The sequence below is a fragment of the Rudaea sp. genome (assembly GCF_036560865.1).
In the GTDB taxonomy this organism is placed as follows: domain Bacteria; phylum Pseudomonadota; class Gammaproteobacteria; order Xanthomonadales; family Rhodanobacteraceae; genus Rudaea.
In genome coordinates this window covers 1-12652 of sequence record NZ_DATBQK010000156.1, presented here as the reverse complement: position 1 = coordinate 12652, position 12652 = coordinate 1, and the positions used below count along the sequence as shown (strand labels likewise).

At 62.7% G+C, this 12652-nt stretch carries 13 protein-coding genes and 1 pseudogene; 4 read left to right on the top strand and 10 right to left on the bottom strand.

The genetic code is table 11. The features are described from left to right. Positions 1 to 108 precede the first annotated feature (108 nt). Positions 109 to 1281, bottom strand: a complete 1173-nt coding sequence (locus VIE67_RS14620; RefSeq protein ID WP_332027184.1) for an acyl-CoA dehydrogenase family protein — start codon at positions 1279 to 1281, stop codon at positions 109 to 111. An 84-nt stretch (positions 1282 to 1365) separates the two neighbouring features. Here VIE67_RS14620 and VIE67_RS14615 point away from each other — a divergent pair, with 84 nt between their 5' ends. Continuing rightward, positions 1366 to 2226 (top strand): polysaccharide deacetylase family protein, encoded by an 861-nt coding sequence (locus tag VIE67_RS14615; protein ID WP_332027183.1) that lies wholly within the window; start codon positions 1366 to 1368, stop codon positions 2224 to 2226. Between the two features lie 55 nt (positions 2227 to 2281). Then, entirely contained in the window at positions 2282 to 2806 is a 525-nt protein-coding gene (locus VIE67_RS14610; RefSeq protein ID WP_332027182.1) for a hypothetical protein, read from the top strand. A gap of 15 nt (positions 2807 to 2821) precedes the next feature. On the opposite strand, the gene VIE67_RS14605 is transcribed toward VIE67_RS14610, so the two are convergent. The 4 genes from VIE67_RS14605 to VIE67_RS14590 form a co-directional block, all read right to left on the bottom strand. Continuing rightward, positions 2822 to 3742 carry a 5'-nucleotidase gene (locus tag VIE67_RS14605; protein ID WP_332027181.1) on the bottom strand — a complete coding sequence of 307 codons (921 nt, stop codon included), beginning with the start codon at positions 3740 to 3742 and terminating at the stop codon, positions 2822 to 2824. Further along, complete coding sequence (locus VIE67_RS14600; RefSeq protein WP_332027180.1) at positions 3723 to 4520, bottom strand: NAD kinase; 798 nt, start codon at positions 4518 to 4520, stop codon at positions 3723 to 3725. Before VIE67_RS14600 ends, VIE67_RS14605 begins: the two co-directional genes overlap by 20 nt. 88 nt (positions 4521 to 4608) lie before the next feature. Further along, entirely contained in the window at positions 4609 to 5544 is a 936-nt protein-coding gene (locus VIE67_RS14595; protein ID WP_332027179.1) for a peptidylprolyl isomerase, read from the bottom strand. Between the two features lie 25 nt (positions 5545 to 5569). Beyond that, positions 5570 to 6325 (bottom strand): PDZ domain-containing protein, encoded by a 756-nt coding sequence (locus VIE67_RS14590; RefSeq protein ID WP_332027178.1) that lies wholly within the window; start codon positions 6323 to 6325, stop codon positions 5570 to 5572. A gap of 54 nt (positions 6326 to 6379) precedes the next feature. Between VIE67_RS14590 and VIE67_RS14585 the strand changes: the two genes are divergently transcribed. Together VIE67_RS14585 and ada are read left to right on the top strand one after the other, a co-directional pair. Continuing rightward, on the top strand, positions 6380 to 7327 hold the full coding sequence (locus tag VIE67_RS14585) for a DMT family transporter (RefSeq protein WP_332027177.1): 948 nt from the start codon (positions 6380 to 6382) through the stop codon (positions 7325 to 7327). A 162-nt stretch (positions 7328 to 7489) separates the two neighbouring features. After that, positions 7490 to 8566 (top strand): bifunctional DNA-binding transcriptional regulator/O6-methylguanine-DNA methyltransferase Ada, encoded by a 1077-nt coding sequence (gene ada, locus VIE67_RS14580; RefSeq protein ID WP_332027176.1) that lies wholly within the window; start codon positions 7490 to 7492, stop codon positions 8564 to 8566. 28 nt (positions 8567 to 8594) lie between these two features. Here the strand turns inward: ada and htpG are convergent, their stop codons facing one another. From htpG to rpsP, 5 genes and pseudogenes are all read right to left on the bottom strand, one after another. Continuing rightward, positions 8595 to 10493 carry a molecular chaperone HtpG gene (gene htpG, locus VIE67_RS14575; RefSeq protein WP_332027175.1) on the bottom strand — a complete coding sequence of 633 codons (1899 nt, stop codon included), beginning with the start codon at positions 10491 to 10493 and terminating at the stop codon, positions 8595 to 8597. A 321-nt stretch (positions 10494 to 10814) separates the two neighbouring features. After that, a complete protein-coding gene (rplS, locus tag VIE67_RS14570) occupies positions 10815 to 11183 on the bottom strand; it encodes a 50S ribosomal protein L19 (RefSeq protein ID WP_332027199.1) in 369 nt (122 codons plus the stop codon). A 62-nt stretch (positions 11184 to 11245) separates the two neighbouring features. Further along, the gene (trmD, locus tag VIE67_RS14565; RefSeq protein WP_332027174.1) at positions 11246 to 11986 is read right to left on the bottom strand and encodes a tRNA (guanosine(37)-N1)-methyltransferase TrmD; all 741 of its coding nucleotides are present in this window, start codon (positions 11984 to 11986) and stop codon (positions 11246 to 11248) included. Beyond that, entirely contained in the window at positions 11986 to 12510 is a 525-nt protein-coding gene (rimM, locus tag VIE67_RS14560) for a ribosome maturation factor RimM (protein ID WP_332027173.1), read from the bottom strand. Before rimM ends, trmD begins: the two co-directional genes overlap by 1 nt. 28 nt (positions 12511 to 12538) lie before the next feature. Then, positions 12539 to 12652: pseudogene (gene rpsP / locus VIE67_RS14780) on the bottom strand (30S ribosomal protein S16); the annotation flags it as partial.

Sequence of the window (12652 nt, the reverse complement as noted above, 5' to 3'; positions counted from 1 at the left end):
GCACGTTCACTCGCGCCGTCCTTGGCACTCTCCCTCCGGGCGGCTGCCGCCGTGCAAAACGGCAGTCCTGCCGTTTTGTCTCCCGATGGGAGAAGGAAAAATAAATATTCAGAACGCATTGATACCGGTCACTTCGCGCCCGACCACCAATTGGTGCACGGTCTCGGTCCCTTCATAGGTGATCACGGATTCGAGATTGAGCGCGTGGCGGATCGGGCAGTGCTCGGTGGTGATGCCGGCACCGCCCAGGATGTCGCGCGCCTCGCGCGCAATATCGATTGCCATGCGCACATTGTTCCACTTGGCCAGCGACACCTGGGTCGGCTGCATCTTGCCGGCATCCTTGAAGCGCCCAAGTTGCAGCGACAGCAGCTGCGCCAGCGTGATCCGCCGCGCCATGTCGGCGAGTTTCAACTGCACCGCTTGATTCGCGGCAAGCGGACGCTTGAACAAGACGCGCTGCTTGGCGTATTCGGTTGCTTCAGTAAAGCATGCGATCGCCGCGCCGATTGGTCCCCAGGTGATTCCGTATCGGGCCTGAGTCAGACAGCCCAGCGGTCCCTTCAGACCTTTCACATTAGGCAGACGATTCGCTTCCGGAACACGCACATTGTCGAAGAACAGACCGGATGTAACCGACGCTCGCAGGCTCATTTTCTTGTGCACTTCCTGCGCGGCGAAGCCTTTTGTACCTTTTTCTACAATGAATCCTTGTATACCATCCTCGGTGTGCGCCCAGACGATCGCAATATGCGCGAGATTGCCGTTGGTGATCCACATCTTGGCGCCGTTGATGAGCCAGTCGCCGCCATCTTTGCGCGCGTGCGTCTTCATATTGGCCGGATCGGAGCCGCCGTGCGGCTCGGTCAGACCGAAGCAGCCGATCACCTTGCCGGCGGCCATCTGCGGCAGCCAATGCTTGCGCTGCTCCTCGCTGCCGTAGGCGTAGATCGGGTACATGCACAGCGACGACTGCACCGAAGCGAAGCTGCGAATACCCGAATCGCCGCGTTCGAGTTCCTGGCAGACGAGGCCATAACTCACCGCGTTCATGCCCGCGCAGCCGTACTCGACCGGCAACGAGGAGCCGAGCAGACCCAGATCGGCCATTTCCGGAACCAATTCGATCGGAAAACGGGCCTGGTCGAAACAATCGCCGATGATCGGCAGCACGCGCTCGTCGGTGAAGCGCGCGACGGTGTCCTGCACCATGCGTTCCTCGTCGCTGAGCAGGGAACGCACGTCGTACAAATCGGTGGGATTGAGCGGATTGGCTGGCATGATTTTCCCGTGGACGGTTCAAGTCCGGTAAAAGACCGCCTATTCTAGCTGCCGGCCCGACCCGGGTCATCCGCAAATCGGTCAATGCGCGTTCCCGTCCTCACCTACCACGCGATGAATGTCGCTGGAAACGATTACCACAACAACGACCACGCCGCGCTGGCCGCGGACCTGCGCGCGATCGAGCGCCTCGGTCTGCGCATCGTGCCGCTGGCGCTGGCCATCGATGCGTTGCTCGGCGTCGCGCCGGAGTCCTCTGTGGAAAATTCCGTGGCGCTGTCGTTCGACGACGGTTCCTGGTTCGACTGGCACGATCTGGATCATCCCGTTTTCGGCAGACAGCGCGGCTTTGCCGGCATCCTGCGCGATTTCATCGCCGCGACCGGCGTCACGGCGCATGCCACCAGCTTCGTGATCGTCTCGCCCGAAGCGCGCGCGACGCTCGATTGCACCTGCCTGATCGGCCGCGGCTGGTGGACCGACGACTGGTGGCCGCAGGCGGCGCAGGAGGGCCTGATCGCGATCGAAAGCCATAGCTGGGATCACAATCACCATACCCTGCCGTTGACCGCACAGCGCGAGCAGCGCAAGGGCACCTTCGCCACGATCGACGACTACGCCGATGCCGACGCGGAAATCCGCCGGGCCAGCGACTGGCTAGATGCACACTGTCCCACCCGTAAAACCAGCCTGTTCGCCTATCCCTACGGCGAAAGCAACGACTATCTCGTGCGCGAATATCTGCCGCGGCACACGCACGAACATCGCCTGCGCGCTGCGTTTGCCACCGATGCGCGACCGCTGGAGCGCGACAGCAATCGCTGGCTGCTGCCCCGCTATGTCTGCGGCCAGCACTGGAATTCGCCGGACGCATTCGAGCGCCTGCTGCGTGACGCTTGCGCCTTGCCCGGCAACAGCGCTTTGCGCGGCAAATCGCAGGCATAGGATTTTGCGCTCGGCTTCGCTACGCTTGCTCCACGACCGCGACGGATTTCCGATCATGGAACAGCCAGCCCTTCACGTCATTCCCGAACCGATTCGCAGGTTTCTGACGATCACCGAGATCGACGATGCCGATTTTCTGGTCGGCGCCCTGTTCCGGCGCAAGTTCGGCGATCCGCCGCCGGATTTCAGCCGCCATCTCGTCGCCCTGTATAGCGATGCCGATGGCGCACATCATCTCGCGGGCTATTCACATATGCGGCCATTCGGCGATATCTACCTGTCCGGCGGCTCGTGCAGCAATGGCGAAACGATCAAGCGCATGCAGGCGCAGGAACGCGAAGCCGTACAGGCGGCCGGCGGCGTGTGGTACCTGATCCTGAAATATGCGTTCCACAAATACGCGAACTGCTGCGACGCATTTTTCGGTCATTGCGGCGACCGACGTGCGCTCGATGTCGCGCTCGCCGCCGGATTCGTCAAGACCGAACACGAGCATCTGATCGTGCACTGGCACAAACCGCTGGCGGATGTGTTCCGTCGTGCGTTGACCGCAAAGGCGCACGCGCTCGGAGCGTTCTAGTCCCCCTTCCCTACCTTACCTATTGCGCACGCCGTGCGGCACATGTCCGGTCGCGACATGCCGGCGTGCGGATTCGACATTGTGCGTGGAATCGTCGAAGAAAATATCCGCGCCAAAGGTTTCCAGGAACGGGCCCTTGTCGCGACCGCCGAGAAACAATGCTTCGTCCAGGCGCACGCCCCAGTGGCGCAAAGTGAGGATCACGCGCTTGTGCGCGGGCGCGGAACGCGCGGTGACCAGTGCGGTGCGGATCGGCGAGGTTTCCGCCGGAAACGCTTCCTGCAATTTGTGCAGCGCTGCAAGGAACCCGCGGAACGGGCCGCCGGACAGCGGCTGATCGGCACGCTCGACTTCGTTGCGATGGAAGGCGTCGATGCCCTGCTCCTGCGACACGCGCTCGGATTCGTCGCCGAAGATCACCGCGTCGCCGTCGAACGCGATGCGCAACTGATCAGACGAAAGCGACGGCGCCTTCGACGGCAGAATCGTCGCTGCGGCAATACCCGCGTCGAGCGCTCCGGTGACACTGTCGGGATTGGCCGAAAGAAATAATTGCGCGCCGAACGAGCGCACATACGGCGCGGTCGGCGCGCCACTGGTGAATGCAGCACGCGCGATATCGAGACCGTAATGCTCGATCGAATTGAAGATGCGCAGACCCGTGTCGGCCGAATTGCGCGAGAGCAGGATCACCTCGACGCGCGCAGGCGCCGGCTTCGGCGGATTCAGACGCAGGAGCTTGCGCACCAGCGGGAACGCGATGCCCGGCGCGAGCGGTTCGTCCTCACGCTGCGTCTGATGCTCGCGAAACGCGTCGAGTCCAGCCTCTTCGAACAGCGCATGGCTTTCGGCAAGATCGAACAGCGCGCGCGAGGTGATCGCGACGATCAGGCGACCGTCGTTGGGATTGTCGGCCTCAGTAGGCGAACTGTTCATTCAGGATTCGGTCTTCGAGATTGTGCTCGGGATCGAACAGCAGATTGACGGTCTTGTCGTGCGATTCGCGCACGGTCACTTCGACCACATCGCGGACTTCGTTGGAATCGGCGGTCGCGCTGACTGGGCGCTTGTACGGATCGAGGATCTCGAATTTCACCTCGGTAGCCGCGCGCAGGATCGCGCCGCGCCAGCGCCGTGGACGAAACGGGCTGATCGGCGTCATCGCCATGACGTCGGCGCCGAGCGGCAAGATGGGCCCGTGCGCGGACAGGTTGTAGGCAGTCGAGCCGGCCGAGGTGGCGACCAGTATGCCGTCGCACATCAGCTCGTCGATCTTGACCGCAGCATTGAGCGAGACGCGGATATGCGCGGCCTGTTTGGTCTGGCGCAGCAGTGAGACTTCGTTGAACGCCAGCGAAGTCACCGAGCTGCCAGACTCGTTTACGGCCTCCATGATCAGAGGTTTCAAGGTCGTTGCCTGCGCGCGCGCGAGGCGCTCGATCAGGCCGTCGATATGGAACTGGTTCATCAGAAAACCAACCGTGCCGAGCTTCATGCCGTACACGGGTTTGTTCAACGCCAGATGCCGGTGCAGGGTGCGCAGCATGAAGCCGTCGCCGCCCAGCGCGACGATAATGCCGGCCTCGTCGAGAGGCACTTCGGTATAACGCGTGCGGATCTCGGCGAGCGCTGCCTGCGCTTCATCGGTGCGGCTGGCCACGAAGGCGATGGGTTGGTCGATCACGCAAACTCCACGGATTTGCTGCGCGCGCATTGTAGCGCGCTACCGCCTGCGCCTGCCGTCGCACCGGTCGCGGATGAAGCCGGGTGGCGACAAGGGTTGGGAAAGTAGTTTCGGAGCGCTAAGATTTCGCCGGCCGCACCGGGATCGGCACGCTGCATACGTCGATATGTCCCGCCGGCACCTTGTACCAGTCGTCGCGGCGGTTGCGCCGCGATTCGATCAGCGCGGTGAAGGTCGGCGTGTCGGTGCGCAGCACCTCCAGATTCGTGCGCTCGGCCGCTGGCACGTCGGCGGCCAGGCGTATGCGTTCGACCGGTATGCGTTGCTCGGCCTTTTCGTAGAAGCCCAGCGCGCCCGTGCCGCGCGGCAGTGTCGACAACAATTCGATGCCCTGCACGACCCGGCCGGCCACGGTGATATTGCGGTCGAGCCAGCGTGGCGAGTTGCCGATCACGACATACAGTTCCGCGCCGCCGCCCGAATCGACGTCCAGATCGCGGCCCACGCCGAGTGTGCCATAGCAATGCGTAAGCCATGCGCGGCCGAGCTTCGGGTCGCGCGCGCTGGCGAAGTCGCCGGAGAACCCGGTCTGCGCCGCGTAGCCATCGACATCGGGCAGGCGCACGAACGGAATCTTGCCGTTTAACGGAACCGTGAACTCCGCCGCCAAGGTGCGCTTGCCGGTCTTGATCGGGCGCGGCTGATCCTTGTCGCCGGCACGCGCGTCGGCATGTGGATCGCCCCATTGCACGACGTAGTTGTCCTGCGAGCGCAGGATCGCCAGGCCATCGAAATAGTTTTCGCGCACGAGCGCCTTGATATTGGCGACGTGATTGGGCGCGAAGTCCGGCGCCAGCTCGATCACGACGCGGCCGGATTTGAGTTCGAGATACAAAGTGTTTTGCGGATCGAGCGCATGCCAGTCGCCCGGCTTCGCCGCAGCGAGCACATCGGCCATGGTCAACGGCTTGGTGGGCGTATCCGCAGACGCGGGCAGAGCGGCGCAGGCCACGAGCAGGGCGGCGCATGCGAGCACGAGGCGAGGACGTGGCATTCCGGTTATTGCTCCAAGGATAAGTTTACTTTTCCACATTGAGCGATTCGGTCGCGAGTACGCCGAGGCGCACGAGGCGCTCAAATTGCTCGCCGGCGCGGCTCACGGTCAGGGTTACATGCTTGCCCATGTTCGCGCGCAGCAGCTCCTGAAACGACTCGCGATTGCGCACCGGCACGCCGTTGAACTTGATCACGAAATCGCCGCTGCGCAGATTCGCCTCCGCTGCCGGCGTCGCACCGACGACCGAGCCGATCTGCACGCCGCCGGCAACCCCGAGCGTTTTCTTCTCCGCCGCGGACAGACTGCGGAACTGCGCGCCGAACGGCAATTTGTAGCGCACATAAAATGCCGCGACGAACGGCGCCTGCGCGTTGTCCTTCGCATCCAGCGAGGGCGCATAGATCAGAATCTTGTCCGCACCGACCCGTTGACCCTGGCGCAACGCCCATGCACGCGCCGCATCGTCATTGGTCGGATAGAAACCCGTACCGATACGCACGAAACTCTTGCCGACCAGTTTGCGCTCATCCGGCCCGATCGCGGTGCCGGACGTGGTTTCCGGCAGTTCCGGCGCCGGCGCAGCGCGCAGTTCGGCGACGAGATCGGCGCCGTGACCCGGGGCGAACTGATAATTGCCGGGCTCGGCGACCTCGCGCGCAGGCGGCGTGGGCGGCGGCAGTTCGCGCTGGGGACGCACGCATCCGCCGAGCAGCGCCGCCATCAACGCCGCCGCGACGAGCGGTTTGCGCAGTGCTGCCAAACCGGCACGTCGTTTCATGCTGGACACAACCACTTCATCACGCAATAGTAGCGCTTTATTTCCGGGTCACGCATGTCCTCGGTCACGCTCGACAACGCCAGCGTCGCCAGGCGCGACTTGCGCAAGGCGCAATTGCAGATTCATTTTTGCGTCCTGCTGTGGGGATTCACCGCAATCCTCGGCAAGCTGATTACGCTGCCTGCGCTTGCTCTGGTGTTCTGGCGCATGCTGATGGTGACGACGGCCCTGCTGCTGGTCCCGCGCGTGTGGCGCGGGCTGCGCACAATGCAGCCTCGCCTGCTGCTCTCGTATGCCGGGGTCGGCGCGCTGGTCGCGCTGCATTGGCTGTCGTTCTACGCGTCGGTCAAGCTGGCCAACGCTTCGGTCGCGGCGACATGCATTGCGGTGGGCCCCGTGTTTCTTGCCGTGCTCGAACCGTGGATTGCGCGTAGCAAATTTGAGCCGCGCGAATTGCTGATCGGCATCGGCGTGATTCCCGGCGTTGCGCTCGTGGTCGGCGGTATTCCCGATCAGATGCGGGTTGGCGTCGTGGTCGGTGTGGTCTCGGCCTTTCTCGTCGCCTTGTTCAGCGCGTTCAACAAGCGTCTCGTCGAACACGCCGATCCGTTCACGGTGACCGCGATCGAACTCGGTACAGGCGCGATCTTTCTCGGCCTCGTCGCTGTTGTGCTACCGCACTCGGGCAACGTGTTCGCTCCGCCTGGCCTGCACGATGCGGCCCTGCTGCTCGTGCTGGCGCTGGCCTGCACGCTGGTGCCATTCACGCTTTCGCTGATCGCGCTGCGTCATCTGAGCGCTTTCGCAGTGGAACTCGCGGTCAATCTCGAACCGGTGTATGCGATCATTCTCGCCATCGTCCTGCTTGGCGAGCAGCGCGAACTCGGCATCGCGTTTTACTGCGGCGTCGCGATCATCCTCGGTGCGGTGTTCGTGCATCCGCTGCTCGATCGGCGCAAGCCGCATCGCACCGAGACCAATGTCGCGGGCTGCGCGGATTGATATTGAAAATTGCTCTCCGGGACGGCATTTCCTGATCTTGGCGCTGAGGGATGCGTACTGCCACATTCGGCAGGCCCGAATTCAAAAGCAAGAGCCGGAGTGCACGATTCGACACCCATGCGTAATCTGCGTTCATCCAAACCCCAACGGAAGCGAATGCCGATGAACGCGATGCTGAAAAACTCACATCTGGAATCGATCGAAAACGACCCGCGCTGGACCGCAATAATCACTCGCGATGCGCGTGCGGACGGCACGTTCTTCTATTCGGTCAAGACCACCGGCGTTTACTGCCGGCCCTCGTGCGCTGCGCGTCTGCCGCGTTCACAAAATGTCGCCTTTCACGCCTCGCGTGCGCAGGCTGAGCACGCCGGCTTCCGCGCGTGCAAGCGCTGCAAGCCCGATCAGCCCGGCCTTGCCGAACAACATGCCGCGCGCATTGCAGCAGTCTGCCGGCTGATCGAGTCCGCACAGGAAGCGCCCAATCTCGACACGCTTGCCGCGCATGCCGGCATGAGCACGTACCACTTCCATCGCGTGTTCAAATCGATCACCGGCGTCACGCCGAAGGCCTATGCGGTCGCGCAGCGCGCGACACGCGTACGTACGGAGCTCGCGCGCGCCGACAGCGTCACCAACGCGATCTTCGATGCGGGCTACAACTCGAACGCGCGCTTCTATGAGAAATCCAGCGCGTTGCTCGGCATGACACCAAGCGACTATCGCAAAGGCGGAACGAACGCGCAAATCCGCTTTGCGATCGGCGAGTGTTCGCTCGGCGCGATTCTCGTCGCCTGCAGCGAGCGCGGCGTCTGCGCGATCTTTCTGGGCGACGATGCGGATGCGCTCGCGCGCGATCTGCAGGATCGTTTCCCGCAGGCGAGTCTGATCGGCGGCGATGCTGAATTCGAACGCCTGGTAGCGCAGGTGGTCGGCTTCGTCGAGGCGCCGGGGCTTGGGCTGGATTTGCCGCTCGATGTGCGCGGCACCGCATTCCAGCAGCGCGTCTGGCAGGCACTCAGGAAAATTCCGGCCGGCAAGACCGCAAGTTATAGCGATATTGCTCAGCGTATCGGCTCGCCGAAATCAGTACGTGCCGTAGCCCAAGCCTGCGCGGCGAATCGTCTGGCGGTGGCGATTCCCTGCCACCGCGTGGTGCGCAATGACGGCGCCCTGTCCGGTTATCGTTGGGGTGTCGAACGCAAGCGCGCGCTGCTCGATCGCGAGGCGAGCGCGTGAGCCTCGCGCGGCAAAGAGGGCGTGGTGGTCAACTCGCCTGCATGAGAAGGCTGTTTACGCGCCGCACATAAGCGGCTGGATCTTCAAGTGCGGCGCCTTCGAGCAGTTGCGCCTGTTCGAGCAGGATCAGCCCCAGATCGTTGGCGCGCGCAGCGTCGGTTTCGTTTTCCAGGCGCTTGACCAGCGCGTGTTCGGGATTGATTTCGAGTGCAGGCTTGGTTTCCGGTACGTCATGCCCGGCCTGCTTGAGCAGACGCTGCATGGCCATGCCCATATCGTGTTCGTCGAGCACCAGACATGAGGGCGAATCGGTCAGACGCTCACTCACGCGCACGTCGCGCACGCGCTCGCCGAGCAGACCCTTCAATTTTTTCACCACGTCTTCGGCGGCTTTCTCGGCTTCCTTGCGCTTTTCCTCATCGGCGCCGCCGAGTTTGCCCAGATCGAGATCGCCCTTGGCGACGTTGCGCAGTTTCTTGCCCGCATAGTCTGTGAGATAGCCCGCCATCCACTCGTCGATGCGCTCGTACATCAGCAGCACTTCGATATCGCGCGCACGCAGCGCCTCCAATTGCGGACTGCCCTTCGCCGCGGCGTAGCCATCGGCAGTGATGTAGTAGATCGATTCCTGCCCGGCCTGCATGCGCCCGATATAGTCGTCGAGCGAGACCGTCTGCAGCGCACCTTCGCTTTGCGTCGAGGCGAAGCGCAGCAGCTTGGCGATGCGTTCCTTGTTGGCGAAATCCTCGGCTATGCCTTCCTTGAACACGGCGCCGAATTCCTTCCAGAACGTCGAGAATTTATCCGGCTCGTCCTTGGCCAGCTTGTCGAGCAGATCGAGCACACGCCGGGTACAGGCGGCGCGCAGTTTTTCCAGATTGCGGTTCTGCTGCAGGATTTCGCGGCTGACGTTGAGCGGCAAATCGTCCGAATCGACCACGCCGCGCACGAAGCGCAAGTACGCCGGCAGCAATTGCTCGGCCGCGTCCATGATGAAAACGCGCTTGACGTAGAGTTTCAGCCCCTTCCGCTCGTCGCGGCCGCCAGACATGAAATCGAACGGCGATTTCGCCGGGATGTAGAGCAGCGAGGTGAAGTTCTGGTTGCCCTCGACGCGGTTGTGCGTCCACGCCAGCGGGTCGTTGAAATCGTGCACGAAATGCTTGTAGAAACCCTGGTAGTCCTCGTCCTTGAGTTCGGTCTTCGGCCGCGTCCACAGCGCCGAAGCCTGATTGACGACTTCCCATTTTTCATCAGAATCGGCCTCGGTCGGCTTGCCGTCCTTCTCTTCAGGCATCCGAATCGGGAAACCGATATGGTCGGAATAGCGCGCGATCAGGCTGCGCAGCTGCCAGCTCTGCAGGAATTCGTCCTCATTGGCTTTCAGATGCAGCGTGACAGTGGTGCCGCGGCTGGAGTTCTCCACAGTCTCCAGGGTGTACTCGCCTGTACCGGCGGATTGCCAGCGCACGCCATCGCTCGCATCGCTGCCCGCGCGGCGCGTGGTCAGCGTCACCTTGTCGGCAACGACGAAGGCCGAATAGAAACCCACGCCGAACTGGCCGATCAGATTCGCATCGGCCTTCTGTTCGGTCGACAGCGCTTCGAGAAATTTGCGCGTACCCGAACTGGCGATCGTGCCGATATTCGCGATCACATCGTCGCGGCTCATGCCGATGCCGTTGTCGCGGATGGTCAGCGTGCGCGCGTCCTTGTCGACGCTGACATCGATGCGCAGCTCGCTGTCTCCGGCCAGCAGTTCGGGCTGACCGATCGCGGCGAAACGCAGCTTGTCGCAGGCATCTGACGCGTTCGAGATCAGCTCGCGCAGGAAGATTTCCTTGTGCGAGTACAGCGAATGCGTGACCAAGTGCAGGACCTGGGCGACTTCTGCTTCAAACTTGCGGGTTTCTGCGGCGGCGGTCATGCGGGAAGCTTCCTTTTCAATGGCTTGCGCCACGAATGTGGCCGCAGGTGCGGGATTTCAAGCACGACGATGCGCTCGTTGCGAGCGATGCGGGGTGCAAACTGCGGAAAGGGGTGCGTAATTTCTGGAGGCCGACAGCCGTCTGCGCGTCGTTGCTTGCCCACGTATCGCACAAAGACAAAGCGGCCGTCGGAGACCGACGGCCGCTTTGGACGAGGAGCACAGACGCGACTCAATGCTCCAAGACGGTACTTATGGGTTCATCCTTGATCGCCAGGATCACGAAGCGACCATCCTTGGCCGCACTTTTCAGTTTAGGACCTACTCTTCGGTCACGGCGCGCTTGGTCAGGTCTTCCTGAATACGCGCCTTCTTGCCTTCCAGACCGCGCAGATAATAAAGCTTGGCCCCGCGCACCTTGCCGCGGCGCTTGACGCTGACCGACTCGATCGTCGGGCTGTGCGACTGGAACACGCGCTCGACGCCGGTGCCGTGCGAGATCTTGCGCACGGTGAAGGCGGAATTGAGGCCCGCGTTCTTCTTCGCGATAACCACGCCTTCGTAGGCCTGCACGCGCTCGCGATTGCCTTCTTTGACTTTGACATTGACGATCACAGTATCGCCCGGCCCGAATTCGGGCAGCTTGCGGGTGATCTGGGAGGCTTCGAATTGTTGGAGGAGGTTGCTCATGACACTCACCGATTGAGGTTGATTATACGCCGAGATTTGCGTCGTTATGACGACTCACTTCACTACTTTTTTATATCTTCTTGAAATTCCAGTAAAAATTCAGTTTCCTCACGCTTTAGTTCGATTCTTGCCAGCAGGTCCGGACGCCGCTGCCAGGTCCGTCCCAGCGCCTGTTTGCGACGCCAGCGCCGGATCGCGGCATGGTCGCCGGACATCAGCACCGCCGGCACCGGCCCCAGTTCGTGCTGCTCGGGCCGCGTGTAATGCGGGCAATCGAGCAGACCGTCGGAAAACGAGTCCTGCTGCGCCGACTGCGCATCGTTCAACGCGCCGTCCTGCAACCGGCCGATCGCATCGATCAGCACCGCGGCGGCCAATTCGCCGCCTGACAGAACGTAGTCGCCGATGGAAATTTCCTCGTCGACTTCGTGCTGCAGCAGGCGCTCGTCCACCGCCTCGTAACGCCCGCACAGCAGGATCAGGCGCTCGCTCTGTGCCAATTGCCTGACCTTCTCCTGCGTGAGCCGCGTTCCCTGCGGACTCAGGTAAATCACCTTCGCCGGCTTGCTGTCGGCGGCACGCGCCGCGTTCAAAGCGTCGCGCAGCGGGTCGATCAGCATCACCATGCCCGGTCCGCCGCCGTAAGTCCGCTCGTCCACGGTGCGGTAGTTGTCCGTCGCGAAATCGCGCGGGTTCCAACTGTGCACGTCGAGCAAACCGCGCTCCTGCGCCCTGCCGACAACGCCTACCTTGGCGCTGCCTTCAACGAATTCCGGAAACAGCGTGACGACATCGATGCGCATCAAAACTCCGCGTCCCAATCGACGACGATCTTGCCGCCCTCGATATCGACCTGCTGCACGAATTGTCCGCTGACGAACGGAATCATGCGTTCGCGGCCTTTCTCGTCGCGCGCCACCAGCACATCATTCGCACCGGTCGCAAACAGATGGCTGACCTTGCCGAACGCGATGCCTTGCGTGTTGACGACCGCGAGTCCTTCGAGATCGGTCCAGTAAAACTCACCGCGCCTGGGCTTGGGCAACGCCGAGCGCAGAATGCGTATCTCCGCGCCGATCAGGGCTGCCGCCGCGTCGCGATCCTCGATGCCGGGCAGGCGTGCCACGATGCCCTTGCCTTGCACACGGCCTTGCGCACTTTCGAACTCGATTTCGCCAGCGCCATCGGCGCCACCGACGAACCAGGGCCGGTATTTGAAAATCCGCTCGCGCGGCTCGGCATATGATTCGAGCTTGACCCAGCCGTCGACGCCGAACAGGCCGACGATCTTGCCGATCAGCAACCTTGCGTCATCGCGCGCAGCCATGTCGACGGCGCCTGCGACGCGAAAAGCCTTAGGCTGCCGCCTTGGCCTGCTTGCCGGCTTCCTTGAGCAGCACGCGCACCTTGTCGCTCAGCTGCGCGCCCTTCGCCACCCACGCGTTGACGCGCTCGGTGTCGAGTTGCAG

Excerpts from the sequence above, each read along its gene's own strand:
- VIE67_RS14620 (WP_332027184.1), bottom strand. The coding sequence starts at position 1,281 with ATGCCAGCCAATCCGCTCAATCCCACCGATTTGTACGACGTGCGTTCC.
- VIE67_RS14615 (WP_332027183.1), top strand. The coding sequence starts at position 1,366 with ATGCGCGTTCCCGTCCTCACCTACCACGCGATGAATGTCGCTGGAAAC.
- VIE67_RS14610 (WP_332027182.1), top strand. The coding sequence starts at position 2,282 with ATGGAACAGCCAGCCCTTCACGTCATTCCCGAACCGATTCGCAGGTTT.
- VIE67_RS14605 (WP_332027181.1), bottom strand. The coding sequence starts at position 3,742 with ATGAACAGTTCGCCTACTGAGGCCGACAATCCCAACGACGGTCGCCTG.
- VIE67_RS14600 (WP_332027180.1), bottom strand. The coding sequence starts at position 4,520 with ATGCGCGCGCAGCAAATCCGTGGAGTTTGCGTGATCGACCAACCCATC.
- VIE67_RS14595 (WP_332027179.1), bottom strand. The coding sequence starts at position 5,544 with ATGCCACGTCCTCGCCTCGTGCTCGCATGCGCCGCCCTGCTCGTGGCC.
- VIE67_RS14590 (WP_332027178.1), bottom strand. The coding sequence starts at position 6,325 with ATGAAACGACGTGCCGGTTTGGCAGCACTGCGCAAACCGCTCGTCGCG.
- VIE67_RS14585 (WP_332027177.1), top strand. The coding sequence starts at position 6,380 with ATGTCCTCGGTCACGCTCGACAACGCCAGCGTCGCCAGGCGCGACTTG.
- ada (WP_332027176.1), top strand. The coding sequence starts at position 7,490 with ATGAACGCGATGCTGAAAAACTCACATCTGGAATCGATCGAAAACGAC.
- htpG (WP_332027175.1), bottom strand. The coding sequence starts at position 10,493 with ATGACCGCCGCCGCAGAAACCCGCAAGTTTGAAGCAGAAGTCGCCCAG.
- rplS (WP_332027199.1), bottom strand. The coding sequence starts at position 11,183 with ATGAGCAACCTCCTCCAACAATTCGAAGCCTCCCAGATCACCCGCAAG.
- trmD (WP_332027174.1), bottom strand. The coding sequence starts at position 11,986 with ATGCGCATCGATGTCGTCACGCTGTTTCCGGAATTCGTTGAAGGCAGC.
- rimM (WP_332027173.1), bottom strand. The coding sequence starts at position 12,510 with ATGGCTGCGCGCGATGACGCAAGGTTGCTGATCGGCAAGATCGTCGGC.